The 24,445-nt window shown below is 60.3% G+C and carries 22 protein-coding genes; 13 read left to right on the top strand and 9 right to left on the bottom strand.

All coding sequences use genetic code 11. From position 1 onward, the window contains the following. Positions 1–18: 18 nt before the first annotated feature. Positions 19–1,125 carry an agmatine deiminase gene (gene aguA, locus KW846_RS24560; RefSeq protein ID WP_218485841.1) on the bottom strand — a complete coding sequence of 369 codons (1,107 nt, stop codon included), beginning with the start codon at positions 1,123–1,125 and terminating at the stop codon, positions 19–21. Between the two features lie 274 nt (positions 1,126–1,399). Further along, positions 1,400–4,312, bottom strand: coding sequence for an aminotransferase (locus KW846_RS24555; protein WP_218485840.1), 2,913 nt, complete (start codon positions 4,310–4,312; stop codon positions 1,400–1,402). Positions 4,313–4,468: 156 nt separating this feature from the next. On the opposite strand from KW846_RS24555, the gene rfbC reads away from it, so the two are divergent. The 4 genes from rfbC (at position 4,469) to KW846_RS24535 (ending at position 8,803) form a co-directional block, all read left to right on the top strand. Then, positions 4,469–5,014, top strand: a complete 546-nt coding sequence (rfbC, locus tag KW846_RS24550; RefSeq protein WP_116580864.1) for a dTDP-4-dehydrorhamnose 3,5-epimerase — start codon at positions 4,469–4,471, stop codon at positions 5,012–5,014. Between the two features lie 93 nt (positions 5,015–5,107). Beyond that, on the top strand, positions 5,108–6,916 hold the full coding sequence (locus KW846_RS24545) for an ATP-binding protein (RefSeq protein WP_218485839.1): 1,809 nt from the start codon (positions 5,108–5,110) through the stop codon (positions 6,914–6,916). Beyond that, positions 6,913–8,307: a sigma-54 dependent transcriptional regulator gene (locus KW846_RS24540; protein ID WP_218485838.1), complete on the top strand. Its 1,395-nt coding sequence runs from the start codon at positions 6,913–6,915 to the stop codon at positions 8,305–8,307. The genes KW846_RS24545 and KW846_RS24540 overlap by 4 nt, the downstream gene beginning before the upstream one ends. 40 nt (positions 8,308–8,347) lie before the next feature. Next, complete coding sequence (locus tag KW846_RS24535; protein WP_007972829.1) at positions 8,348–8,803, top strand: thioesterase domain-containing protein; 456 nt, start codon at positions 8,348–8,350, stop codon at positions 8,801–8,803. 75 nt (positions 8,804–8,878) lie between these two features. Here KW846_RS24535 and KW846_RS24530 read toward each other — a convergent pair whose 3' ends face one another. The 3 genes from KW846_RS24530 to nudE form a co-directional block, all read right to left on the bottom strand. Further along, positions 8,879–9,307, bottom strand: a complete 429-nt coding sequence (locus KW846_RS24530) for a hypothetical protein (RefSeq protein ID WP_218485837.1) — start codon at positions 9,305–9,307, stop codon at positions 8,879–8,881. Positions 9,308–9,494: 187 nt separating this feature from the next. Continuing rightward, positions 9,495–10,325: a 3'(2'),5'-bisphosphate nucleotidase CysQ gene (gene cysQ, locus KW846_RS24525; protein ID WP_218485836.1), complete on the bottom strand. Its 831-nt coding sequence runs from the start codon at positions 10,323–10,325 to the stop codon at positions 9,495–9,497. Next, on the bottom strand, positions 10,322–10,888 hold the full coding sequence (gene nudE, locus KW846_RS24520) for an ADP compounds hydrolase NudE (RefSeq protein WP_007972833.1): 567 nt from the start codon (positions 10,886–10,888) through the stop codon (positions 10,322–10,324). The genes cysQ and nudE overlap by 4 nt, the downstream gene beginning before the upstream one ends. Before the next feature lie 88 nt (positions 10,889–10,976). Between nudE and yrfG the strand changes: the two genes are divergently transcribed. Further along, positions 10,977–11,639: a GMP/IMP nucleotidase gene (gene yrfG, locus KW846_RS24515; RefSeq protein ID WP_218485835.1), complete on the top strand. Its 663-nt coding sequence runs from the start codon at positions 10,977–10,979 to the stop codon at positions 11,637–11,639. A 111-nt stretch (positions 11,640–11,750) separates the two neighbouring features. Here the strand turns inward: yrfG and lysM are convergent, their stop codons facing one another. After that, entirely contained in the window at positions 11,751–12,191 is a 441-nt protein-coding gene (gene lysM / locus KW846_RS24510; protein WP_007972838.1) for a peptidoglycan-binding protein LysM, read from the bottom strand. A 128-nt stretch (positions 12,192–12,319) separates the two neighbouring features. Between lysM and KW846_RS24505 the strand changes: the two genes are divergently transcribed. From KW846_RS24505 to KW846_RS24490, 4 genes are all read left to right on the top strand, one after another. Beyond that, on the top strand, positions 12,320–13,207 hold the full coding sequence (locus KW846_RS24505) for a LysR family transcriptional regulator (protein ID WP_218475695.1): 888 nt from the start codon (positions 12,320–12,322) through the stop codon (positions 13,205–13,207). A 92-nt stretch (positions 13,208–13,299) separates the two neighbouring features. After that, entirely contained in the window at positions 13,300–14,139 is an 840-nt protein-coding gene (fdhD, locus tag KW846_RS24500; RefSeq protein ID WP_218485834.1) for a formate dehydrogenase accessory sulfurtransferase FdhD, read from the top strand. After that, positions 14,136–16,484: an FdhF/YdeP family oxidoreductase gene (locus KW846_RS24495; protein ID WP_218485833.1), complete on the top strand. Its 2,349-nt coding sequence runs from the start codon at positions 14,136–14,138 to the stop codon at positions 16,482–16,484. The genes fdhD and KW846_RS24495 overlap by 4 nt, the downstream gene beginning before the upstream one ends. Before the next feature lie 355 nt (positions 16,485–16,839). Next, the gene (locus KW846_RS24490) at positions 16,840–17,328 is read left to right on the top strand and encodes a glycine zipper domain-containing protein (protein WP_218485832.1); all 489 of its coding nucleotides are present in this window, start codon (positions 16,840–16,842) and stop codon (positions 17,326–17,328) included. 66 nt (positions 17,329–17,394) lie between these two features. On the opposite strand, the gene KW846_RS24485 is transcribed toward KW846_RS24490, so the two are convergent. From KW846_RS24485 to KW846_RS24475, 3 genes are all read right to left on the bottom strand, one after another. After that, on the bottom strand, positions 17,395–17,817 hold the full coding sequence (locus KW846_RS24485; protein WP_007972849.1) for a thioesterase family protein: 423 nt from the start codon (positions 17,815–17,817) through the stop codon (positions 17,395–17,397). 176 nt (positions 17,818–17,993) lie between these two features. Beyond that, positions 17,994–19,220, bottom strand: a complete 1,227-nt coding sequence (locus KW846_RS24480; RefSeq protein ID WP_218485831.1) for a 3-hydroxyacyl-CoA dehydrogenase — start codon at positions 19,218–19,220, stop codon at positions 17,994–17,996. 196 nt (positions 19,221–19,416) lie between these two features. Beyond that, positions 19,417–21,345, bottom strand: coding sequence for an ATP-dependent DNA helicase RecQ (locus KW846_RS24475; protein WP_218485830.1), 1,929 nt, complete (start codon positions 21,343–21,345; stop codon positions 19,417–19,419). A gap of 263 nt (positions 21,346–21,608) precedes the next feature. Between KW846_RS24475 and KW846_RS24470 the strand changes: the two genes are divergently transcribed. The 4 genes from KW846_RS24470 to KW846_RS24455 all read left to right on the top strand — a co-directional run bounded on the left by KW846_RS24470 (position 21,609) and on the right by KW846_RS24455 (position 24,225). Then, entirely contained in the window at positions 21,609–22,673 is a 1,065-nt protein-coding gene (locus KW846_RS24470; RefSeq protein ID WP_218485897.1) for a S8 family peptidase, read from the top strand. Between the two features lie 396 nt (positions 22,674–23,069). Next, positions 23,070–23,408, top strand: coding sequence for a hypothetical protein (locus KW846_RS24465; RefSeq protein ID WP_218485829.1), 339 nt, complete (start codon positions 23,070–23,072; stop codon positions 23,406–23,408). Positions 23,409–23,421: 13 nt separating this feature from the next. Beyond that, the gene (locus KW846_RS24460; RefSeq protein ID WP_256356849.1) at positions 23,422–23,589 is read left to right on the top strand and encodes a hypothetical protein; all 168 of its coding nucleotides are present in this window, start codon (positions 23,422–23,424) and stop codon (positions 23,587–23,589) included. 336 nt (positions 23,590–23,925) lie between these two features. Then, the gene (locus KW846_RS24455; RefSeq protein ID WP_095964516.1) at positions 23,926–24,225 is read left to right on the top strand and encodes a hypothetical protein; all 300 of its coding nucleotides are present in this window, start codon (positions 23,926–23,928) and stop codon (positions 24,223–24,225) included. Positions 24,226–24,445: the final 220 nt, after the last annotated feature.

Genomic DNA, 24,445 nt, shown 5'->3' with positions numbered 1-24,445 from the left:
AAGATGTTACAACCTCACTCACTCCTTGTGCGGCGCGGGTTGCTGCTGGGTAAGGCAGTGAATATTGCCGCCCCCCAGTAACAGTTCGCGACCAGGCACCATCACCACTTCATGCTGCGGGAACAGGTTCTGCAGGATTTCCTTTGCCGGGCCATCCTGCGGGTCATCAAAGCAGGGCGCGATGATCCCGCCGTTGACGATCAGGAAGTTCACATAGGAACCGGCCAGACGCACAGTCGGGTTACGTTCCTGAGTACCGTCCACCGGATCGACGCCGGCACATTCTTCCTCGGTCGCAAACAGCGGGCCCGGGATCGGCATTTTGTGCACCGTGAACGGGCGACCCTTGGCGTCGGTGCTGCTTTGCAGCACGTTCATCGCCGCCTGGCAGCGCGGGTAGTTCGGATCCTGCGGATCATCGGTCCAGGCCAGCAGCACTTCACCCGGACGCACGTAGCAGCAGAAGTTATCCACATGGCCGTCGGTTTCGTCGTTGAACAAGCCATCCGGCAGCCAGATGATTTTATCCACAGCCAGGTTCGCACTCAGGACCGCTTCGATTTCTTCGCGGTTCAGGTGCGGGTTGCGATTGCGGTTGAGCAGGCATTCTTCGGTGGTGATCAGCGTGCCTTCGCCGTCGACGTGAATCGAACCGCCTTCAAGTACGAAGCCTTCGGTGCGGTAACGCGGGCTGCGCTCGATTTCGAGGATCTTGCCGCCGACCTGCGAGTCACGGTTCCACGGCGAGTACAGGCCACCGTCAAAACCGCCCCAGGCATTGAAGTCCCAGTTCACGCCACGGACTTCGCCACGGTTATTGATGACGAAAGTCGGGCCGGAGTCGCGAACCCAGGCGTCGTCACTGGACATTTCCACTACGCGAATATTCGGCACGTCCAGACGGGCACGGGCGTTTTCGTACTGGCCGGCGGAAACAGCCACGGTGACCGGCTCGAAACGGGCGATGGCCTTGGCCACGGCCACGTGGGCGGCTTGTGCCGGTTTGCCACCCAGGCGCCAGTTGTCCGGGCGCTCAGGCCAGATCATCCAGGTCTGGGTTTGGGGTGCCCATTCGGCTGGCATGTAGAAGCCGTCGGCGCGAGGGGTGCTGTTCAACGTGGTCATGACTCAGGACTCCGGAGTGGCGTTGATGCCTGACAGAAAAGAAAGCGCATGGGTACACGCCGTGGACTGGTCACTTTATATCCGATAAATATCGGCTTTTAAAGCACCGTCAATCCATAGTTACAAAAATAACCGACAGAAAGCCGATATCAATCGAATTAACACCACCACCTCTGTGGGAGCGAGCTTGCTCGCGATGAGGCCATTCCAGTCACAGATTTTTCGACTGAAAGACCGCTATCGCGAGCAAGCTCGCTCCCACAGGGGGAAGCGTTTACAAACCTTCCGCCAGCACCTTCGACAGCATGTCCACGAAGAAATCCACGCTCTGGCGCGAAGTGACCATCGGCGGCTTGATCTTGAGGATGTTCAGGTAATCGCCGGTCGGCTGCATGAAGATCCCCAGCTCGCGCAAGCGATCGCACAGTGCGGTGGTTTCCTCGGTGGCCGGCTCCAGGGTTTCGCGGTTGCGGATCAACTCGACGCCCAGGTAGAAACCGGAACCGTGCACCGCGCCCACTAATGGATGAATATCGATCAACGCTTCGAGGCGCTGCTTGAAGTGGCCACCAACGATCTGGGCGTTCTCCCAGAGTTTTTCCTCTTCCATTACATCCAGCACGGCCATGCCGACCTGGCAACTGACCGGGCTGCCACCGGCGGACGAGAAGAAATAACCCTCGGCCTCAAGTGCCTCGGCGATTTCCCGGCGGGTGATGACCGCGCCCAGTGGCTGGCCGTTGCCCATGCCTTTGGCCATGGTGATGATGTCCGGCACCACGCCTTGCTCTTCGAAGCCCCAGAAGAAATCGCCCATGCGTCCGTAGCCGACCTGCACTTCGTCGGCAATGCACACGCCGCCCTGGGCCCGGACCATGCCATAGACTTGCTTCAAATAGCCCGGTGGCAGCGAGATACCGCCGGCATTGCCGTACACCGGCTCGCAGATGAAGCCGGCCAGTTGGCGTTTCTGCTCGGCGATTTTCGCCAGGTGGTGCTCGACGCTGCGCACATAATCCGGCGCACTGTCGGGGCCGCGGAATTCACCGCGATAGGTGTTCGGCGCGGTCACCGGGTGTACCCAGTCCGGGCGGCTGCTCAAGGCCCTGGGGTTGTCGGCGATCGAGGTCGACACCGAGTCGGCACCCACCGTCCAGCCGTGATAAGCCTCCAGCACGCTGAGCATATCGCGGCCGCCGCTGTAGGCCCACGCCAGGCGAATCGCCAGGTCGTTGGCCTCGCTGCCGCTGTTGACCAGGAACACGCGGTCCATGCCGTCAGGGGACAGTTTCAGCAAGCGTTCGGAGAACTCGGCCACGGCCGCGTAGTTGAAACGCGAGTTGGTGTTGAGCAACGACCACTGGCGGCTGGCAACTGCCGCCATGCGCGGATGACCGTGGCCCAATACCGCGACGTTGTTGAGCATGTCGAGGTAGGAGCGCCCCTGCATGTCGATCAAATGGTTGCGCCAGCCACGCTCGATGCGCGGTGGGTCGACGTAATAATGTTTTTGCGTGCGGGCGAAACTGGCGTCACGCCGTGCCAGCAAGGTCGCACCGTCGAGTTCTGCTTCGGCATCACAGGCCAGCCCCAGCAGTGCCGCAGGTGATGGGCACAGTGCCTGCCAGGCAGCGGCGCGCGATGGTGTGCAGAACAACGGCGCATCGATCGACGCGCCACGGCTCAACTGCACGATCAACGGCCCGCTGACCGAACCCAGCACCTGGCCTTTGACCAGTGCCGCGCCGCTGTGCAGCGACGGCGTGACACCCCAAAGCCGCACACTCAATTGCGCGCCGTCCAGTTGCAGCACGCCCGCCGACGGGTGGTGCACCACACCGGCAAACGGTGCTTCGACCGTCGTGCCCTGAGGTACACGCAGTTCAACGTGCAAGGGGCAAGTGTCCGGTTCAGTGGCGCTGTCCGGGCGGGTGTGGGACAGGCGGTACTGTCCATAGCGACTGGCCGCCAGGCCATGAGCCGCGGCCGCTTCATCCAGCAGGCGCTGATCGACACCCTCCTGCTCCCAGTTCCCGGCCTCGAAATGCGGGCTGAGCACCCCCAGGTCGATCAGTGCGAACTCACGTCCCACCAGGCTCGGCAACAGTGGCGCGAAGCCTTCACTGCCTATGGTGGGCAGGTTCTGGCCGACGGCGGTGAGGATCGCCGCTTCCATCAATGCCAACGGCACCGACGTGGCCACACGGAAGATTTCCCATTCATGGACCAGATTATCGCGACTGTAGGCATTGCCCGGATCGATGCTGACCTGCTGTTCGCCACTGAGCACCAGCACCGCCGCACGGGCGACGATCAGCGGCCACAGCGCCAGCAGCTCTTCGTGTTGCAAGGGGTTGACCGCGTGGTACGCCTGGATTGCCGGCAAAATGCAGAACGGATCGCCCTCGCCATGATGCAGCAGCGCGGCGCAGGTGACAGACAGATCGGTAATGCGCCAGGTACGCACCAGGTCACCGAAATCGATCACGCCTTGCAGTTGCCAATGGCGTTGCGCATCGCGCTGCCACACCACGTTGTCGTCGGTGATGTCCATATGAATGGCCTGCACCGGCAGTTTGGCTTCCAGCGGCTGCAAACGCCGCTCGGCTTGTGCGGACGCGTCGACGATCAGTTTGCGCTGGGCTTCATCCTTGATCACCGGCAGCAAGTGCGCGATCAGGGCGTGAGCGTGGCGGGCGTCCCATTGCAGGGTTCGCACCAGGCCTGGATGGTCGAAATCCGCCAGGGCCAGGTCCATTTCACCGCACAGGCGACCGAAACCGGACACCACCGTCGGGTTGAAATGGCCAAGGCTCGTCAGCGGCTGGCCTTCGATGTAGTCGAGCAGGCGAACGTGCACTGCCTGGCCACCCACGTCCAGAGACAGCAGGTCTGCACCGTTTTTCGCCGCGATAACACGCGGCACATGGACATCGGGGTGCGCGCCCAAGTGCTTGAGCCCGGCATGCTGTGCCTGAAGCTCAACGATCGAGTAGTCGCCACGGCAGATTTTCAGGACGAAGCGTCCCCGCTCGCTGTCGACGCGGTAGTTCAGGTCTTGCTGGCTGCCGAGGGGCTGCAGTCTGCCGCTGAACCCGTAATGTTCTTCCAGCAGCTCTAGTGCTTGCTCCGCAGACACCTGCGGGCTGGGCAAACTGGCGCGATGAATCAACGTGGCGAGCGGCATACAACAACCCCTGAAATTTTATTAGGCGCCTATATCGCCACTGCTTCGGGCGATACGCAACCCCCCGCAAGCCGGTATGAGTGTTCTGGCACTCGCCTCGAATCGCACTTTGCGCAAGAATGGCGGCCATTAAACGCATGCAACTGGAGAGCCTCCATGAACGTAGTGACCACCGACCTGCCCGGTGTTCTGATCCTCGAACCCAAGGTCTTCGGTGACGAGCGTGGTTTCTTCTACGAGAGTTTCAACGCCAGGGCCTTCAAAGAGGCCACCGGGCTGGACACCGAATTCGTTCAAGACAATCACTCCCGTTCGCAGAAGGGTGTGCTGCGCGGTTTGCATTACCAACTGGAAAATACCCAGGGAAAACTGGTTCGCGTCACGGTCGGCGAAGTGCTGGACGTCGCCGTGGACATCCGTCGCAGCTCGCCGTACTTCGGCAAATGGGTCGCCGTGCGGCTGTCCGCCGCCAATCATCGGCAGCTCTGGGTCCCGGAAGGTTTTGCCCACGGGTTCGTCGTACTCAGCGAATTTGCCGAGTTCCTGTACAAAACCACCGACTACTACACGCCATCGGCCGAACGTAGCATTCGCTGGGACGACCCGGACCTGGCCATTGACTGGCAACTGGAAGGCACGCCGCAACTGTCGGCCAAAGATCAGGCCGGCGTGTTTTTCAAGGACGCCGACGTCTTTGCCTGAAAGGCCGGCGCAAGCTCGCCTATCAAGATGCAGCTGACCCAAGGCGGGCAAGCCTAGGCATAATGCGCCTGTACCCACAGGCGCATGCTGCTCATGAAACCGACTCTCCCCCCCAGACCCCGTTGGCGCAGCCTGGCCCTGCTGGCACTGTGCCTGGCGCCATTGCTGTGGCCGCTGGAGCATCTCGCCGAGCGCTATTACCGCAGCGAACTGGCCAGCCAGAATCGTCAGACCCTCGACCTCTATGTCGCCAACCTGCTGGGCACCCTGCACCGCTATGAAGTGTTGCCGCAAATACTGGGTGACCTGCCGGCCCTGCGCGCTGTTGTCGGCGCGCCGGACGATGGCGTCACCCAGGGCAATGCCAACCGCCTGCTGAAAAATATCGCCACCCAGACCGGCGCCGAAGTCATGTACCTGATGGACGCCACCGGCAAGACGCTGGCCGCCTCCAACTGGGACAAGCACGACAGTTTCGTCGGGCGCAATTTTTCCTTCCGGCCGTATTTCAGCGAAGCCATGGCCGGGCGGCTCGGGCGCTTCTTTGGTTTGGGTACCACCTCCGCCAAACGCGGCTACTTCTTCGCCGCCGGCGTGCGCGACGGCGAAAAAATCGTCGGTGTGCTGGTGGTCAAGGTCGACCTCGACCACACCGAAAGTCTCTGGGGCAAAACCCCGGAACAACTGCTGCTGACTGACCACAACGGTGTGGTCATTCTCACCTCGCGACCGGAGTGGCGATTCCGCTCGACCCGTCCGTTGAGCGAGGAGGAAAGCAAGGCCATCACCGCGATCCAGCCCTATCCAACCCGCGAGCCCAAACCGCTGGAGCTCAACCCCAATGCCTGGCTGACCCAGACCCAGCAGATCGCCGAAACCGGCTGGAATGTCAGCATCCTCGCCCCGCGCACCCTGATCGACCGCCCGGTGCGCACGGTGGTGGCCATCGGCGGTGCAACGCTGCTGGTGTTGATGCTGTTGCTTGGCCTGATGATGCAGCGCCGCCGCCATTACCTGGAACGCATTGCTTTCGAAGCCAAGGCCCGCCGCGAACTGGAAGGTCGGGTCGCCGAGCGCACCAGCGATCTCGAAGGCCTGAACCGGCGCCTCAAACAGGAAGTGCTGGAACGCGAGCAGGCCCAGCAGGAGCTGGTCCGCGCCCAGGACGATCTGGTCCAGGCCGGCAAACTGTCGGCACTGGGCACCATGTCCGCGAGCATCAGCCATGAACTCAATCAGCCGCTGGCAGCCATTCGCAGTTATGCGGAAAACGCCGAAATATTGCTCGACCACCAGCGCACCGACGACGCCCGCGGCAATCTCAAGCTGATCAGCGAACTGACCGGTCGCATGGCCTCGATCATTGCCCACCTGCGCGCCTTTGCCCGACGCGACCGGCATGCCCCGGAAAGCGTCGCCCTGCAACCGGCGCTGGATGATGCCCTGGCTTTGCTGGCCAAGCGCCGACGCAGCATGGACGTCGAGCTGATCCGTGATCTGCCCGCCGCCACCCTGTGGGTCGAGGCCGGGGAAACCCGCCTGCGCCAGGTACTCGGCAATCTGCTGGCCAACGCCCTGGATGCCCTGACGGAAAAAGGCCCGCCACGTAAACTCTGGCTGAGTGCCCAATCCACGGCCGAAGGCGTCAACCTGTACATTCGCGACAACGGCCCGGGCTTTTGCATGGAAGCCCTCGGGCGCGCCAGCGAGCCGTTCTACACCACCAAGACCCGAACCCAGGGCCTGGGCTTGGGGCTGGCGATTTGCGAAACGCTGATGCGCGCCTTCGGTGGCGAACTGTCGTTCGCCAACCACAAGGAAGGCGGCGCCCTGATTACCCTGAAGCTGCGCGCAGGCGCACCAGGCGTGAGCCTGCAACCGTCCGAGGACCGAAGTGCATGACCATCGACAACCGCATTCAGGTCGTGTTGATCGACGACGATCCCCACTTGCGCCAAGCCTTGAGCCAGACGCTGGATCTGGCCGGCCTGAAGATCCTGCCGCTGGCCGAAGCCAAGGGCCTGGCCGCGCAACTGGAGCGCGACTGGCCGGGTGTGGTGGTCAGCGACATCCGCATGCCTGGCATGGACGGTCTGGAACTGCTGACCGAACTGCACGCCCAGGACCCTGAGTTGCCGGTGCTGCTGATCACCGGCCACGGCGATGTGCCGCTGGCGGTGCAGGCCATGCGCGCCGGAGCTTATGATTTTCTCGAGAAGCCGTTCGCCAGCGACGCCTTGCTCGACAGCGTGCGCCGCGCCCTGGCCCTGCGCCGGCTGGTGCTGGACAACCGCAGCCTGCGGTTGGCCTTGAGCGACCGCAATGAGCTGAGCGCCCGCCTGGTGGGCCATTCACCTTCGATGCTGCGGTTGCGTGAGCAGATCGGCGCCCTGGCGGCGACCAGGGCCGACGTGCTGATCCTCGGCGAAACCGGCGCCGGCAAAGAAGTCGTGGCCCGGGCACTGCACGATCTATCGGGTCGCCGCAACGGTCCGTTCGTGGCGATCAATGCAGGTGCCCTGGCCGAATCAGTGGTCGAAAGCGAGCTGTTCGGCCACGAGCCCGGCGCCTTCACCGGCGCGCAGAAACGCCGCATCGGCAAGTTCGAATTCGCCAATGGCGGCACCTTGTTCCTCGATGAAATCGAAAGCATGAGCCTGGATGTGCAGGTCAAACTGCTGCGCTTGCTGCAAGAACGTGTAGTCGAACGCCTGGGCGGCAATCAACTGATTCCCCTGGACATCCGCATCATCGCCGCGACCAAGGAAGACCTGCGCCAGGCAGCCGATCAAGGGCGCTTCCGTGCCGACTTGTACTACCGTCTGAACGTCGCGCCGCTGAGGATTCCACCCTTGCGCGAACGGGGCGAAGACGCGCTGATGCTGTTCCAGCATTTCGCCGATGAAGCCAGTGCCCGCCACGGCTTGCCGCCCCATGAACTGCAACCGGGGCAACGTGCCTTGCTGCTGCGCCACACCTGGCCCGGCAACGTGCGCGAGCTGCAAAATGCGGCCGAGCGTTTTGCCCTCGGGCTGGAACTGGCCCTCGACAACAGCACGCCGGAAGGCGGCGCTGGCAATAGCGTCGAAATGGTCAGCGGTGGTTTGAGCGAGCAAGTGGAGAACTTCGAAAAAACCCTCATCGCCGCCGAACTGGCGCGCTCGCACAGCTCCGTACGCAGCGTCGCCGAAGCCCTCGGCATTCCGCGCAAGACCCTGCACGACAAACTGCGCAAGCACGGTTTGAGCTTCTCGGACAGTGGCGCTTCGGCCCACCCTGACGACCTCGATTGAGCTACCGTCCAATCATCCAATTCAAACAAGAGGCCCCTGAATGAGCCGCGACAGTCGACAACTGGAATCAGTCCTCCATCACGACATTCCCCTCACCCGGGACATGGGCCTCAAAGTGCTCGACTGGCATGACCAGCAACTGCGCCTGCACTTGCCGCTGGATGCCAACGTCAACCACAAGAGCACCATGTTCGGCGGCAGTCTGTATTGCGGCGCAGTCCTGGCCGGTTGGGGCTGGTTGCATCTGCGCCTCAAGGAAGAAGGCATCACGGACGGGCACATCGTGATTCAGGAAGGGCAGATCAGCTATCCGCTGCCGGTGACGGGCGATGCCCACGCCATTTGCCAGGCACCGGATCCGGTGATCTGGAAGAAATTCCTGACCACGTTCCAGCGATACAGCCGAGCGCGGTTGACGCTGCATACGCGGGTCGTCAATGAAGGCCGGGATGAGGATGCGGTGAGGTTTGTCGGGCAGTACGTGTTGCACCGCTAGATAAACCAGGTAAATACTCCTCAACACTTTCTAAGAAAAGGAGCATTACAATTGGAAAAGAAAGACGCCACTGATTCATTCGGAGGCTTTGGCGTCTGCGAATGTAAGTATCACATTACTGGCGCCTTCACTTCTTCTTTGAGCGAACTGAACTGTTCCATCACCGCCCTTGCAATCAAATTTCTTAAAGCCGACGAACTCAACACTAAGTGTATAAGGGCCAGTGAGCTCGCAAGAAACAACATTCCCGTATAACCACTCCACTCCTTCGCTATGCGACAAAGTTATGAAGCCGACAATACTGCTACCAGTATCTGGAGATATCACTTCACTAGTAACCGACGCTCCCACCAATACCAGATCCTTATCTCCATGACCTAGTGTTCCCGAAGTGGTATTAAGCTTTAGTCCAAACGGAGGTGACTTGATCGTGATTGTTCCTGCGATGGCAAAGTTTGCCATCAACAGGAGAGATACAAACAAAAACGACTTTTTGACATTCATTAGAATGCTTCCTTTGAAAGTGACAACAAAGTGATTTATTGCTCAGCAAGCCAATTTAATTTGCTCAGGCAGATTTAATGGGTTGCAAGGCTTAACCCAGCATTAACTAACGAATAAAAAACCTGTCAGAACTGACAGTGGATAAGCTGACAGTACTTTGGACAAACAACCCTTGTCAGTGCATGACCTACTGGGTGGAGGCGAGTACCAACAATTTCTCCCGCCAAGCCGCCTTTGCCGGCAACGCCAGAAAGAACGCATTCAACAGCGACTCCCGCGCCGGATAGCTGAACGGCTCACCACTCAACTCCAGCACTTCACCGCCTGCACCTTCCAGTACGCCTTGGGCGGCCGCCGTGTCCCACTGCGAAGTCGGTGCCAGGCGCGGATAGCAATCCGCCGCCCCTTCAGCCACCAGGCAAAACTTCAGCGAACTGCCGATGTTGGCCAGTTGCAGCTCGCCAAGACTGGCGCTCAGCCCGGCCAGCAAACGTTCCTGCTCCGGGCTCGAATGGCGACGGCTGGCCACCACGGTGAACGACTCACCGGGCGCCAGCGCATCACGTACCTTGATCGCCTCGGGAGTACCACCTTTATCTCCACGCCAGGCGCCGAGGCCGGCGCCACCGACATAGAAACGACCATTGGTCGGCATCGACACGACGCCGAACACCACCCGACCGTTTTCGATCAGGGCGATGTTGACGGTGAACTCTTCGCTGCCGCTGATGAACTCCTTGGTGCCATCCAGCGGATCGACCAGCCACCAGCGCTGCCATCCGGCCCGCACGCTTTGCGCAATGTTGGCGTCTTCTTCGGAGAGCACCGGGATGCTCGGATCCAGCGCCGTCAGCCCCGCCAGAATAAGGTGGTGCGCGGCCAGGTCGGCAGCGGTCACCGGCGAATCATCAGCCTTCGCCGTGACGGCCGTGCCTGTACGCCAGAACGGCAGGATCGCTTCGCCGGCCTGCAAAGCCAGCTCAATGACCGGAGCCATCAACGGATGCGGGAAATTCATGACTGGAACGCTCCGCGCTGAGTCAACAGGTCTCGGGCCAGGTACAGCGCCGCCAAGGCACGGCCTTCGGTAAATTGCGGGTTTTGCGCCAGCGCCGAGAGTTCACGCAGATTGACCTTGTCCACCCGCATCGGCTCGGGTTCGTCGCCTTCCAGGCGCGCTTCGTAGAGGTCGGTGGCCAGCACCACCTGAATCTTCTGGCTCATGTAACCGGGGGACAGCGACAACTCGGTCAGGTGCTCCAGCTGTCGCGCGCCGAACCCGGCCTCTTCCTTGAGCTCACGCTCGGCCGCCGCCAACACGTCTTCACCGGGCTCGATCAAACCCTTGGGCAAAGACATTTCGTATTCATCGGTGCCGCCGCAATACTCCTCAACCAGCACCGCATGCTCGGCATCGAGCATCGCCACGATCATGACCGCGCCGTACCCGGCCCCTTTGCCAACCAGGCGCTCATACGTACGCTCCACGCCATTGGAAAAGCGCAGCTTCAGCTCCTCCACGCAGAACAATCGACTGGTGGCGACAATTTCGCGGGCAAGTATGGTGGGTTTCTGGCGCATGCAAAGCTCCTTGGCGTGAACGCGCTACTATAACGCGGCTTTCCCGTTTGTTTACGCCAGAAATCTTTCTACTGCCCGAGACGTTGCCATGCCTTCATTACCCTGGTCCGACATCGATACCGTTCTGCTGGACATGGACGGCACGTTGCTGGACCTGCATTTCGACAACCACTTCTGGATGGAGCACCTGCCCCAGCGTTACGCCGAATTGCACGGGGTCAGCCGGGCCATGGCCGAGATGGAATTGCAGCCATTGTTCGAGCGCAATGCCGGCCAGTTGCAGTGGTACTGCCTGGACTTCTGGAGTGCCGAACTGAAGCTGTCGGTGCGCGACCTGAAACTGGAAACCGCGCACCTGATCGCCCTGCGCCCGGATGCCGACACCTTTCTGGCGGCGATCAAACGGGCCGGCAAACGCGTGGTGCTGATCACCAATGCCCATCGGGATGCGCTGTCGTTGAAGCTGGAAAAAATCGAACTGGCACCCTACTTCGAACGCCTGATCAGTTCCCATGACTACGGTTTCCCCAAGGAAAACCCGCAGTTCTGGGATGCGCTGCAAGCCGATATCGATTTCGATCCGGCGCGCAGCCTGTTCATCGACGACACCTTGCCGATCCTGCGCAGTGCGCGGGATTTTGGTGTGGCGCATTTGCTGGCCGTGCGCGAGCCGGATAGTCGCAAGGGGCCGAAGGACACGGCGGAGTTTGCGGCGGTCGGGGATTATCAGGAGCTTATTAACGGTCTCTGATTTCCTGTAGGAGCTGCCGAAGGCTGCGATCTTTTGATCTTGATCTTCGTTTAATTCAATACCGCCAGGATCAAAAGATCGCAGCCTTCGGCAGCTCCTACAGGCCTCGTGTTACTCGGGAATCCGCAGCGACTGCCCCGGGTAGATTTTGTCCGGGTGCGACAGCATCGGCTTGTTGGCTTCGAAAATCTTGTTGTACTTGTTGGCATCGCCGTAAACGCGCTTGGAAATCGCGCTGAGGGTGTCGCCCTTCACGACGGTGACAAACACTGCGGCCTTCACCACCGGCCCGGTCACAGTGATCTGATCATCCACACTGCCAACCCCGGCAATATTGCCCACTGCCAACAGAATTTTTTCCTTCTCTTCCTGGCTTGCCACCTCACCGGTCACGGTCACCTTGTCCCCATCGACCGTCGCTTGCACATTCGGGTTGCCCAGGCCGACCTTGCTGATGTGCTCCTTCAACTGCTCACTGGCATTGGCGTTGCCTGGCGTCAGCAAATCCAGCAGTTTTTCGCCCGCCTCCTTCACAAAACTCAAAAGACTCATGGTGCACTCTCCTTGGGTTTGGGGTTCCAGACGCAAAAGCCTAGACCACGGCCGTCACTTGCGAATCCAACCCGACCAATGACCCCGCTTGCGATAGAATCCGCCCCTTCCCGCGCCCAGGAGCGAAGATGGACATCAAGCAGCTGAAATTCCTCATCGCGCTCGACGAAACCCGCCATTTCGGCCAGGCCGCCGCACGCTGCCACATCACCCAGCCGACCCTGTCCATGCGCCTGCGCAGCCTCGAAGAAGAACTCGACCTGCCGCTGGTCAATCGCGGCCAGCGCTTCGAAGGCTTCACCGCGCCGGGCGAGCGGGTGCTGGCCTGGGCGCGCACGGTGTTGGCGGCCTATGACGGCTTGTATGCCGAGGCCGCCGCCTGTCGCGGCAATCTGGTCGGCACGTTGCGCCTGGGCATGGTGCCGTTGTCGAGCTTCGATCCGCTGCCGCTGCTGCAACGCCTGCACGCCGAACACCCGAACCTGCGCTTCGAGCTTTCAGCGTTGAGTTCGGAGCAGATCCTCGAACAACTGGCGAACAATCGCCTGGATCTCGGTGTTTCCTACCTGGAACGCCTGGACGCCGAACATTTCGACTCCCTGGCCTTCAGCGAAACCCGCATGGGCCTGCTCTACGACCAACGCTTCTTCACCTTTGGCGAGGCGCCGCTGAGCTGGGAATCATTGATCGAGCTGCCACTGGGCATGCTCACCAGCGGCATGCACTTTCGCCAGTCCATCGACCATAACTTCCATAGCCGCGGCCTCACCCCACAACCCTTGCTGCAGACCGACGCCGTCCATCAACTGCTTCAAGCCGTGCACGGCGGCCTGTGTTGCGCCGTGATGCCCTTGGACGGTGGCCTCGAAGGCCTGACCGAACACTTGCGCCTGCAACCGATCGAGAACGCCCAGACCCTTGGCCGCCTGGGGCTGATCATGCGTCGCAGCGCGCCACGCTCGGCTCTGGCGGAAGCCTGTTTCGCGATTTATCAGCAATCACTGACAAGTGCTTGATCGACGGCATCTATCGGTAGATCAGTAATAGCAATTAGACGCGACAAGTTGCCGCGCCTAGTCTTAAAGCTGATCAAACCGTGGGTGATGCCATGAACACCAAGCGCCCTGCCTGCGCGGCGCCTGCCCTCGAAACGCCCGCGCCCGCCGCCAGCCAGACGTACAGCTACAGCAACTTTGAATACTCGGAATCGGACAGCACCGCGCTGGCCGAGGAAGTCGCGTTGGCGATTGCCTATAACGGCATCAGCCAGGCGGTCATGCTGGTAACGCCGACGGACCTGGAAGACTTCATTGTCGGCTTCAGCCTGGGCAGCGGCATCATCCAGGACGCCTCGGACATCTACGACCTGCAACTGACCGGCTCGGGCTCGGCGCAATACGCGCAAGTGACCATCGCCAATCGAGCCTTCTGGAACCTCAAGCAGCAGCGTCGGCAGCTGGCCGGCACCAGCGGTTGCGGGCTGTGCGGCGTGGAAGCGGTCGAACAGGCCTTGCCCGACCTTCAGGTATTGCCCGGCGCCCCGCTGCCACCCGTTGAATGGCTCGACGGCCTGCGCCAGCGCATCGGCGCCTTCCAGCCATTGGGTCAGCATTGCGGTGCGGTGCATGCAGCGGTGTTCATGAACGATCAGGGCGAGTTGCTGATGGGCCGCGAAGACATCGGCCGACACAACGCCCTCGACAAGCTGATCGGTGGCCTTGTCCGCCAGAACATCCCGACCGCCGGCGGGCTGGCGATTGTCACCAGCCGCTGCAGTCTCGAATTGATCCAGAAAGTCCTGCGCGCCGGCATCCAGACCCTGGTCAGCCTGTCGTCGCCCACGGGCCTTGCCGTGCAATGGGCTCGGCGCCACAACCTCAACCTTATCCATCTGCCACAGAAGAATGCGCCGCGGGTGTACAGCCCAACGTTGGAGAATCAAGCGTGAGTCAACACCGTCAAGCCGACCAGACCCCCGTCCCTCGCTACAAGCCCTACAAAGGTCCTGCCGGTGGCTGGGGTGCTCTGATCAGTGTGGCCCAGGCCTGGCTGACCAGCGACAACGCACTGAAAAACCTGCGCATCATGCTCAAGACCAACCAGAACGGCGGCTTCGACTGCCCGGGTTGCGCCTGGGGCGATTCTCCGGAAAAGGGCATGGTGATGTTCTGCGAGAACGGCGCCAAGGCGGTGAACTGGGAAGCGACCAAGCGCCGTGTCGACGCCAAATTCTTCGCCAGACACAGCGTCACTTCATTGCTGGAGCAGAGCGACTACTGGCTCGAATACCAGGGTCGCCTGACCGAGCCGATGAGCTACGATGCCGAAACGGACCGCTATAAACCGATCAGTTGGGACGACGCCTTCGCGCTGATCGCCAAACACCTGAACGGCTTGTCCAGCCCGGACCAGGCCGAGTTCTACACCTCGGGCCGTGCCAGCAACGAAGCGGCCTATTTGTACCAGCTGTTCGTGCGCGCCTACGGCACCAACAACTTCCCTGACTGCTCGAACATGTGCCATGAGGCCAGCGGTGTGGCGTTGTCGCAAAGTGTCGGCGTCGGCAAAGGCACCGTGACGTTCGACGATTTCGAACACGCCGATGCGATTTTCGTCTGTGGCCAGAACCCCGGCACCAACCACCCACGCATGCTCGAACCGCTGCGTGAAGCGGTGAAACGCGGTGCGCAAGTGGTGTGCATCAACCCGCTCAAGGAGCGCGGCCTGGAACGTTTCCAGCACCCGCAGCACCCGATCGAAATGCTCACCAACGGCGACAAGCCGACCAACACCGCGTTCTTCCGCCCGGCTCTGGGCGGTGACATGGCGATCATGCGCGGCATGGCGAAATTTCTCTTGCTGTGGGAACGCGACGCACAGAAAACCGGCGCACCCGCGGTGTTCGACCATGACTTCCTCAATGAGCACAGCGCCAATGTGCTGGAATACCTGGCGGCCATCGACGACACCCCGTGGGAGCAGATCGTCGAGCAGTCCGGCCTGACCCTGGTCGAGATCGAGCAAGCGGCGCGCATGTACGCCAAGGGCAAGAACGTCATCATGTGCTGGGCCATGGGTATCACCCAGCATCGCCATTCGGTGGCGACCATCCAGGAAATCGCCAACCTGATGCTGCTGCGCGGCAACGTTGGCCGCCCGGGTGCCGGCCTGTGCCCGGTGCGGGGTCACAGCAACGTGCAGGGCGACCGGACCATGGGCATCAACGAACGTCCGCCGGCAGCCTTTCTCGATGCCCTGGAGCGCCGCTTCCAGTTCAAGGTGCCACGCCACAACGGCCACAACGTGGTCGAGGCGATTCATGCCATGGCCGAAGGCCGGGCGAAGGTCTTCATCGGCCTGGGCGGCAACTTCGCCCAGGCCACGCCGGACAGCCCGCGCACGTTCCAGGCTTTGCAAAACTGTGACCTGACCGTGCAGATCAGCACCAAGCTCAACCGCAGCCATTTGACCCACGGCAAGGACGCGTTGATCCTGCCGTGCCTGGGCCGCACCGACATCGATATCCAGAACGAAGGCCCGCAAGCGATAACCGTCGAAGACTCGTTCAGCATGGTCCACGCCTCCAATGGCCAGCTGCAGCCGCTATCGAACCAGATGCGCTCGGAACCGGCGATCCTGGCCGGCATTGCAGCGGCGACCCTGGGCAACCACCCGGTGGACTGGAACTGGCTGGTGGCCGACTACAACCGCATCCGCGACCTGATCGCCGAGACCATTCCCGGTTTCACGGACTTCAACGAGAAGGTCAAGAATCCCGGCGGTTTCTATCTGGGCAACAGTGCCGGCGCACGCAAGTGGAGTACCGCCTCGGGCCGGGCCAATTTCCGCCCGAACGCACTGCCCAAAGACCTGGTGCACGAACGCACCCGCGCCACCGGTGTGCTGCCGGACCTGATCATGCAATCGATGCGCTCCCACGATCAGTACAACACCACGATCTACGGCCTGAATGACCGCTATCGCGGGGTGAAGGGACAACGCGACGTGTTGTTCGTCAACGAGGCCGACATCATTCGCCTGGGCTTCAAACCGGGGCAGAAGGCTGACATCGTTTCGCTCTGGGACGATGGTGTCGAACGTCGGGTGAAAGGCTTCACACTGCTGGCATTCGACATCCCGGCCGGGCAAGCGGCGGCGTACTACCCGGAAGTGAATCCGCTGGTGCCGCTGGAAAGCACCGGCGATGGCAGCCATACCCCGACATCGAAGTTCGTGGCAATCCGGTTGGAAGCGGCGAGCGAGACCGGGTTGATCATGGCCAGGTCTGCTTAACGCTTCGCCTGAACCGGCCCCTTCGCGAGCAAGCCCGCTCCCACATTGGATCTTCAGCGAACACAAATTTTGTGAACGGCAGAGATTCAATGTGGGAGCGGGCTTGCTCGCGAATACGGTAGATCAAGCAACAATTTTTCCGGATCCAGCACTTTTCAATCGCCCACAAAAAAGGCCGTTTCCTCATGAAAACGGCCTTTGCGAAGTAGTAAAAGACCGGCAAAAAAACGATAAGTTCCGCCCAAAAAACAGTAACTTGCAATATTGTATACAAGTCGTGTTATTCGTCGGATTTCGATTGTCACGCCCATTCCAGAGCCTCAGGATCGCGCCGTCATCCCCTTGAGGTTCCTCCATGAAGTTCTCCTCGATTCTCTTGTTGTCCCTTGGCCTGGTCAGCGGTATCGCGTCTGCTGGCGGCACCACCGAAGCCGGTGTAGGCGGCGCATTGGGCGGGGTTCTAGGCTCGGTCGTCGGTCAGTCGTTAGGCGGCAGTACAGGTTCCACCATCGGCGCAGCCCTGGGCGGCGCGGGTGGTAGTGCCGTCGGCGCAAACAAACACAGCCGTGGCGAAGCGGCCATTGGCGGTGCGTTGGGTGCAGCGGGCGGTAACGTGGTCGGCCGCAGCGTGGGCGGCACCACCGGCAGCCTGATCGGTGCCGCAGCAGGCGGCGGCGCCGGTGGCGCGCTGGGTAACTACATGGGCAAAGAGTACGATAATGATGACGACGATCGTGGTTCATATCGCGGCCATGGTGATCGTCGTTACTACCGTGACGGCCATCCAGGCCGCGGTCATGCCTATGGCCATCGCAAGCACCACCACAAGTACTATCGCGACTAAGGCCTCGAGCGCCTCGCTGATCAGTACAACAAAAATCGCAGCCCAAGGGCTGCGATTTTTTTTGCCTTACTGAACCACCAGACGCTCCAGCGCCCCGCGTAACCCGGCAGGAATCGCCACGGGTTGATTCGACGCACGATCGACAAACACATGCACGAAGCGCCCTGCCGCACAGGCTTCATCCTCGCCTTGCTTGAACACGGCCAGTTCATACTGCACCGAACTGTTGCCCAACTTGCCCACACGTAGACCGATCTCGATACGGTCCGGGAACGCGATGGAAGCAAAGTAATCACAGGAGGAACTCACCACGAACCCCACCACCTCACCGTCATGGATATCCAGGCCGCCGACTTCGATCAGGTAAGTGTTCACCGCCGTATCGAAGAAGCTGTAATAGGTGACGTTGTTGACGTGACCGTAGGCGTCGTTGTCGTGCCAGCGGGTGGTGATGGGCTGGAAGTGCGGATAGTCGGTGCGTTGGGGCATTGGCGTTGCGTCCTGGAATGGGTTCACCAAGTCTAAGGCGAAAACCGCGTTATCGTTCTTCGCGAGCAGGCTCGCTCCCACAATTGATCTTCGGTGAACACAGATTTTGTGTACGACCGATATCCAGTGTGGGAGCGGGCTTGCTCGCGAAGGCGCCCTTGCAGGCGTCACACCAATCACTGGTCAGCAAAGCCCTTGCCCGCCACCGCCAATTCACCAATCAACCGCGCCGGGTTCCAGTGATCGCCTTGACGCGTCTCAAGGTCGATCAGGCGCCGATGGATATCCGCCAGCCCTTGCTGATCAGCCCAGGCCATCGGCCCGCCCTTGTCCGCCGGGAAACCGTAACCATTGAGGTAGACCAGATCGATATCCCGAGCCGATCCGGCAATGCCTTCCTGCAGGATCTTCGCGCCTTCGTTGACCAGTGCCAGCAAGCAGCGCTCGAGAATCTCCTCTGGGCCGATCTCCCGACGCTGAAAGCCCAGCTCCTCACTGACTTGAAGCACCAGTGCATCGACCTGCGGATCGTGCTCGGCCTGCCGGCTGCCCGGTTCATAGTGGTAAAAACCGTTGCCACTCTTTTGGCCAAAACGCTCCATCTCGCACAGTCGGTTATCCACCTGAACTTCAGGCGCGTCCTGCCCGACACCGGACAGTTGCCGCGCGCGCCACTGCAGGTCAACGCCCACCACGTCGAACATGCGGAACGGCCCCATGGCGAAACCGAACCCTTGCAGCGCTGCGTCCACCTGGTAGGGATAAGCCCCTTCCAGCAGCATTTTCCGCGCCTCGAGCACATAGGTATTGAGCATGCGGTTGCCGATGAAACCGTCACAATTGCCCGCCACTACACTGACCTTGCCCATGCGCTGGCCGAGCGCCAGCGCCGCGTCGAGGACTGCCGGAGCAGTCTGCGCGCCACGGACGATTTCCAGCAGCTTCATGATGTGCGCCGGGCTGAAGAAATGCAGGCCCAGCACTTGCTGTGGCCGGCGTGTGACTGCCGCGATAGCGTCGATGTCCAGCGCCGAAGTATTGCTCGCCAGAATCGCCTCAGGTTTGAGCAGGCCATCGAGCTCACGGAAGATTTTCTGCTTGAGCTCAAGGTTTTCGTACACCGCTTCGATGACCAGGTCCACATCGCGGATGGCCACATAACCATCGGCCGCCGTTACGCGCGCGATACGGACGTCGGCTTCTGCCTGAACAATGCGGCCCTGACGCACACTGTGGGCATAGGTGTCCGCCACGGTTGCCATTGCCTGTTCCAGCATTTGCGGATTGTTGTCGACCCACTGCACGGCCACTCCGGCGTTGGCCAGGCACATGACAATGCCACGGCCCATGGTGCCCGCGCCGATGACGGCGGCGCGCTGAATATTCGACGGTGTCTGGCTCATGTTTTGTTCTCTTGTTGGCGATCCGAAGACAGCCATCACCATAATCAGCGACTGCACATTTTTGAAATTTATTCCTGTGATGAGCAACATTCAGCGGATGGATGAGCCCTGTAGGAGCTGCCGAAGGCTGCGATCTTTTGATCTTGATCTTCACGTCAAAGATCAAAAGATCGCAGCCTTCGGCAGCTCCTACGGGTTAGAGGTGCGCTTCGGCCCACCCGCGTACCTCGGCGTACGGATAATCTTCCAGCGCCGCAAATCCGCGAATCGCCCGCGCCTTGAGTTTGGTGAACAGCGGCACGCTGATCCCGCACAGAAACCGCGTCACGCGTTCAGCCGAAGGCACGTTGCCCGTGTGCTGCTCATGCCTGTGGATAAAGTCGCCACACAACGCCTCGAAATTTTTATCCACAAGCGCCGGCAATTCCGGTGGTGCCGGTAGCCGCGCCACTTGCCCATGACACACCGAACAATGGCCACATTGCTGCGGAGCATTGTGGTCGCCGAAATACTCGGCCAGGCGATAGCCCAGGCAACGGTCGGTGGCGAACAGATCCAGCATCGCGTGAATCCGCGCGATCTCGGTGTGTTCATGCCGAGTGAAATAGCGGTGCAGCTCTTCGCTCAACGCGGCGCTGTCGAACCCGCTTTGCAGCACGCTGTAGACCTCGGTCATCTGCTTGCTTTCGAGCTCCACCCAACCCTTCTCCTGGAAGTAGTCCAGCGCCTTGACCACCCGACTGCGCTCGGCCTGATGCTGCTCGTGCAACGTCTCGAAATTCACCGTAGCCCAGGTCCGGGCGCGGCTGGAGGTCTGGATGATCGCAGCGACAAAATCCCTGCGCTCGCCTTCAAAACGCGCCAACAGCGCCTCGGGCTCCTCCAGATACTTGAAACGATACTCGGCGTAGTAGGCGTAACGCGGGGCGATCAACCCGCGCAATTCAAGTTGCACCAGCAAAGTCTTGAGCGGCAATTGGCGAATATTGCTCTGATCCGCCAACGGCCCCAGCAGAAACTCCCACTGCCCTTCGGGTGCTGCGACAAGCATCTCGTCCAGCACGCAACGGATGCCATCGAACTCGGGGGTGTCGCCGTAGACGAAGTTCTCCAGCACGTTGAGGCTGTCGCGGTTGGCCAATACCAGGCAGTCCGACGGTTGCCCGTCACGCCCGGCACGGCCGATTTCCTGGCTGTAGTTTTCGATGGATTTGGGCAGGTCGAAATGCACCACATTGCGGATGTCGCTTTTGTCGATGCCCATGCCGAAAGCGATGGTGGCGACGATGCAATTGGACTGCCCGCCCATGAAGCGACGCTGGATCGCTTCCCGTTGTTCATGGGGCAAGCCGGCGTGATAAGCCTCGGCCTGAATGCCGTTGCGGTTCAGGTGTTCGGCGATGTGTTCCGCCGTTTTCTGCAGGGTGACGTAGACGATGCTGGGCTGGTCCGCACGCTGGCTCATCCACTCGACGAGGCGACTGCGCTTGTCCGCTCCACGAACCGGCTCTACCAGCAAATTGAGGTTCGGGCGATAGAAACCGGTGGTCACCACATCGTCAGCGGCGATGGCGAACTTCGCCTGCATGTCGGCGATGACCTTGGGTGTCGCCGTTGCGGTCAGCAGCAGCACCTGAGGGATATTGAACTGGCGTTGATAGTCGGGAAGCTTGAGGTAGTCCGGGCGAAAGTTGTGCCCCCATTCGGAGATGCAATGCGCCTCGTCCACCACCAGCAGCGAGATCGGTACTTGCTGCAGAAAATGCCGGAAGCGCTCGTTCTTCAGGCGTTCCACCGAGATCATCAGAATCTTCAGTTCGCCGGATTTTGCCCGAGCCGTGACGTCGCTGGCGTCTTCGCGACTCTGGGCCGAATCGATACTGCCCGCCGAGATGCCGTGGCGTTGCAGGAATGCCAGTTGATCTTGCATCAACGCCAGCAACGGCGAGACCACCAGCGTCAGGTGCGGCAGCAACAGCGCCGGCAATTGGTAACAAAGGGACTTGCCGGAACCGGTGGGAAATATCGCCGCCGCCGAACGCCCGGCCAACACGGCACTGACGGCCGCCTCCTGACCGGGTCGAAACTGTGGATAACCGAAAACCTGTTCCAGGGTGTTGTGCATAAGCTGTCACTCCATTGACCGCTGCGGAATCAAAAGCCTAGCCGGCGATTGCAGCGAGTCGAGAAAAGGTCGGGGGCGAAAACGATACGGGATGATACAGCGTCCCAACCCACCGATCCCTGGCCATAGGTTGAAACACAGGAGGCACTTTGCCCACTGATCTCGGCCTTCCGTCAACAGGTATGGTTTACCGCCATCAACTTCCGCCAGGTATCCATCATGCAGGAAGCCTGAGATACGCGGATCTTTATCAAGGAACGACCATGTCCCAAAGACACTTTATTCCGCTTGCCTGCACGCTCGCACTCCCCCTTCTTTTGAACGGATGCCTGACCGTCCCGGAACAGCCTTCCCTGGACACGGCAGCCTTTGAAACGCCGGAGTATCAGGCCCAAAAAGGTCTGGCGATTGTCAACGCATCAAGTCTGTATGCCCGCGGCGGCACCGGCCAGGGTGTGGCTGTCGCACTGATCGATTCGGGCCTGAACAGCGGCCTGCCGGCGTTTCGAGGAAGGCTCCGTGATCCGGGTTTTGACCATGTCGAGAATCAGGTCGGCACTTTTGATCGGGTCGGCCACGGCACCCAGATGGCCGGCATCCTCGCAGCCAACAAGGATGATCAGGGCATGCACGGCGTCGCATTCAATGCGCAGCTGATCCCCTATCGCTTCGGCGACGATAACGAACCCTTTTTCTTCGATGGTGAAATCGCTCAGTCCTGGCAAGCAGGTTTCGACAAGGGCGCGCGCATTCTCAACAACTCGTGGGCCAACGCCATTCCTGCGACCGAAATCAACGAGGCGCGTTACAAGCAAGTCATGCCGCAATCACTGGTGACCGCGCGCAAACTGGTTGAGGACGGCGCCGTCTTTGTTTTTCCTACCGGCAATGAACTGAAACGAGAACCCTTGGCTGAACCCGGCTTGCCTGTCGCCATACCCGAACTGGAAAAAGGCTGGATCGCGGTGGTTGCGTTGAAAAACGACGGCAGAGCCATCAATGCCAAATCCAACTATTGTGGCGTGGCGGCAGCCTGGTGCATTGCTGTACCGGGTGGCGACTCCGGTGCAGGGCAAGGCCTGCTGACCACCAACAAGGATGGCACCTACACCCAGACGGCTGGCACCTCGCCTGCTGCCGCGCTGGTCAGCGGAGCATTGGCGGCACTGCAAAGTCGTTACCCCGAGCTCACTGCGCAGCAAGTGCGCGAGCATCTGCTGGCGACGGCGAACCGGACTGGCCTCTATGCCAACAGTGAAGCGTACGGTAGAGGCTTGATGGATCTGGAAGCGGCCTCGCGCCAAGCGCCAGAGGTCATGACCGAGTAAGTCTGTATGGGTCGTTCGGCAGCCTCGAGATAACCTCGCCAGTCTGAACCACCCACACGACTCAGACCCCTTGTGGGAGCGGGCTTGCTTGGGAAGAGGCCAGCACAGCCATTGTAAAACTCGAAACACCCGACATTGTCCGAGGCACCCTCTACCGAGATTTACTGCGAAGCGGCTGATAACGCTGTAAGCATTTTTACCTCTCGCCATTTCACGTTGAAAACCCAGCAACAACCTGTAGTCCCCTTCCTCCAAATATGACAAAACCCTTACAAAGCCTGTCGATCTCGGCCGTCTTGTCCCCCAACGCCATACCCTCCTATAGTTTCCAGCGCGGCTGAAAACAGTGTCTCGGCCTGCCGGGAACACTTGCCGATTTCGCACAGGACGCACTCAATGAAAAGCCCCGACTCACTGACAACCCGCTACCACCCGCTAAAGACCCGCTACAGCGAAACCCCGGTGCTGGTCATCGATACCGAGGCCGACCCCTACGAGATCCTCGACGCCGCCCGACAACGCATCCGCGCCGCCAGCGACCTGCTCGAAACCCTTTATTGCACCTGCTTCAAACAGGCCGAAGCGAGCGACATCCCCAATATCGTCAGCGCCCTGTACCTGCTGACCCAGGACGGCAACGACCTGCTCGACATCGCCCGCCAACGTTTGCCGAAACATGTTGCTAGTCCCACCACAACTCCCTGTGGGAGCGGGCTTGCTCGCGAAGAACGATAACGCGGTGAGCCAGATGAAAAACAAAATACCCGATACCCAAGAACCGCTCGTACAAGCAGCCTACGACGCATGGTTCAAAGCCCAAGTACAAGTCGGCCTAGACGATTCCCGCCCCTGCATTCCAAATGAAGAGGCCAAACGCTTGATGGCAATCAAACGCGAAAAATTGCGCAAGAGATAAGCCCGTCAGCAACGCCCTATCAAAGCTTCGGCAAGGTCCTACAAAACAAGACACCTTGTCGGCTATCGATGACCAGCCACTCAATCCTATAGTCCGGGCTGTCGCTGCCAAATCAGCGACCGGGTTTGGTCACCCGAATAGGGAACTCATTTTGCTTCCGATGTATGCTGCGACACCTCAAGTGTTTGCACGCTATATGGTGGCTGTGTTCGGGACGTCTTCGGGCGTACCGGCAATGTGAGTTCTCACCGGTTTGACCAACCCGAACACAGTCCGCCTCCCATCGCTTGGTCACGATAATGGCGGTTTTTTCTAAAGCACTTGAGAATTCTCACAATGAACAAATGGAATCCGTTCACCAACGAACGCTACCTGCCGCTCCACACCAACCTCACCGACACTACACCGCTAATCATCGACACAGAAGCCAACCCCCAAGACATCCTCGAAGCCGCACTTCAACGCATCCGAGCTTCCAGCGAGCTCCTCCAAACCCTGCACTGCCAAAGCTTCAAGGACGGTGACGTCGAAGACATTCCCCACATCACCCACGCACTTTATCTCCTGACCCAAGACGGCTGCGACCTGCTCAAGGTTGCCCAGCAACGAATGTTGAACTGGAAAGCCCCGGTCTGACGCCATGCACTCGCAAGTAAGCCGCCTGCCCATTGGTGCCGGTTTGCTTGCGATGAAAAAGGAGTAGGTAAGTGGCATTATTCTGGCTGTTAAAGCGCATTACAGCTGGAATAATGGCAGTTCATGCGCGGTTATCGCCGGCCTTATTCCCATGGTGTGCATGGAAATGGTCAACCCCGCGAAACATCAAAAATAACGGTCTATCGACCAAATCCTTTGA

Origin of the sequence: Pseudomonas sp. PDM32, assembly GCF_019219225.1 — a bacterium.
Classification (GTDB): domain Bacteria; phylum Pseudomonadota; class Gammaproteobacteria; order Pseudomonadales; family Pseudomonadaceae; genus Aquipseudomonas; species Aquipseudomonas laurylsulfatiphila.
Note: the sequence above shows the minus strand (reverse complement) of the source record. Positions and strands in the feature narration are given on the sequence as shown.

What these genes read in the sequence shown, in the direction of transcription:
- aguA (WP_218485841.1), bottom strand. Translation starts at nt 1,125, where the DNA reads ATGACCACGTTGAACAGCACCCCTCGCGCCGACGGCTTCTACATGCCA.
- KW846_RS24555 (WP_218485840.1), bottom strand. Translation starts at nt 4,312, where the DNA reads ATGCCGCTCGCCACGTTGATTCATCGCGCCAGTTTGCCCAGCCCGCAG.
- rfbC (WP_116580864.1), top strand. Translation starts at nt 4,469, where the DNA reads ATGAACGTAGTGACCACCGACCTGCCCGGTGTTCTGATCCTCGAACCC.
- KW846_RS24545 (WP_218485839.1), top strand. Translation starts at nt 5,108, where the DNA reads ATGAAACCGACTCTCCCCCCCAGACCCCGTTGGCGCAGCCTGGCCCTG.
- KW846_RS24540 (WP_218485838.1), top strand. Translation starts at nt 6,913, where the DNA reads ATGACCATCGACAACCGCATTCAGGTCGTGTTGATCGACGACGATCCC.
- KW846_RS24535 (WP_007972829.1), top strand. Translation starts at nt 8,348, where the DNA reads ATGAGCCGCGACAGTCGACAACTGGAATCAGTCCTCCATCACGACATT.
- KW846_RS24530 (WP_218485837.1), bottom strand. Translation starts at nt 9,307, where the DNA reads ATGAATGTCAAAAAGTCGTTTTTGTTTGTATCTCTCCTGTTGATGGCA.
- cysQ (WP_218485836.1), bottom strand. Translation starts at nt 10,325, where the DNA reads ATGAATTTCCCGCATCCGTTGATGGCTCCGGTCATTGAGCTGGCTTTG.
- nudE (WP_007972833.1), bottom strand. Translation starts at nt 10,888, where the DNA reads ATGCGCCAGAAACCCACCATACTTGCCCGCGAAATTGTCGCCACCAGT.
- yrfG (WP_218485835.1), top strand. Translation starts at nt 10,977, where the DNA reads ATGCCTTCATTACCCTGGTCCGACATCGATACCGTTCTGCTGGACATG.
- lysM (WP_007972838.1), bottom strand. Translation starts at nt 12,191, where the DNA reads ATGAGTCTTTTGAGTTTTGTGAAGGAGGCGGGCGAAAAACTGCTGGAT.
- KW846_RS24505 (WP_218475695.1), top strand. Translation starts at nt 12,320, where the DNA reads ATGGACATCAAGCAGCTGAAATTCCTCATCGCGCTCGACGAAACCCGC.
- fdhD (WP_218485834.1), top strand. Translation starts at nt 13,300, where the DNA reads ATGAACACCAAGCGCCCTGCCTGCGCGGCGCCTGCCCTCGAAACGCCC.
- KW846_RS24490 (WP_218485832.1), top strand. Translation starts at nt 16,840, where the DNA reads ATGAAGTTCTCCTCGATTCTCTTGTTGTCCCTTGGCCTGGTCAGCGGT.
- KW846_RS24485 (WP_007972849.1), bottom strand. Translation starts at nt 17,817, where the DNA reads ATGCCCCAACGCACCGACTATCCGCACTTCCAGCCCATCACCACCCGC.
- KW846_RS24480 (WP_218485831.1), bottom strand. Translation starts at nt 19,220, where the DNA reads ATGAGCCAGACACCGTCGAATATTCAGCGCGCCGCCGTCATCGGCGCG.
- KW846_RS24475 (WP_218485830.1), bottom strand. Translation starts at nt 21,345, where the DNA reads ATGCACAACACCCTGGAACAGGTTTTCGGTTATCCACAGTTTCGACCC.
- KW846_RS24470 (WP_218485897.1), top strand. Translation starts at nt 21,609, where the DNA reads ATGTCCCAAAGACACTTTATTCCGCTTGCCTGCACGCTCGCACTCCCC.
- KW846_RS24465 (WP_218485829.1), top strand. Translation starts at nt 23,070, where the DNA reads ATGAAAAGCCCCGACTCACTGACAACCCGCTACCACCCGCTAAAGACC.
- KW846_RS24460 (WP_256356849.1), top strand. Translation starts at nt 23,422, where the DNA reads ATGAAAAACAAAATACCCGATACCCAAGAACCGCTCGTACAAGCAGCC.
- KW846_RS24455 (WP_095964516.1), top strand. Translation starts at nt 23,926, where the DNA reads ATGAACAAATGGAATCCGTTCACCAACGAACGCTACCTGCCGCTCCAC.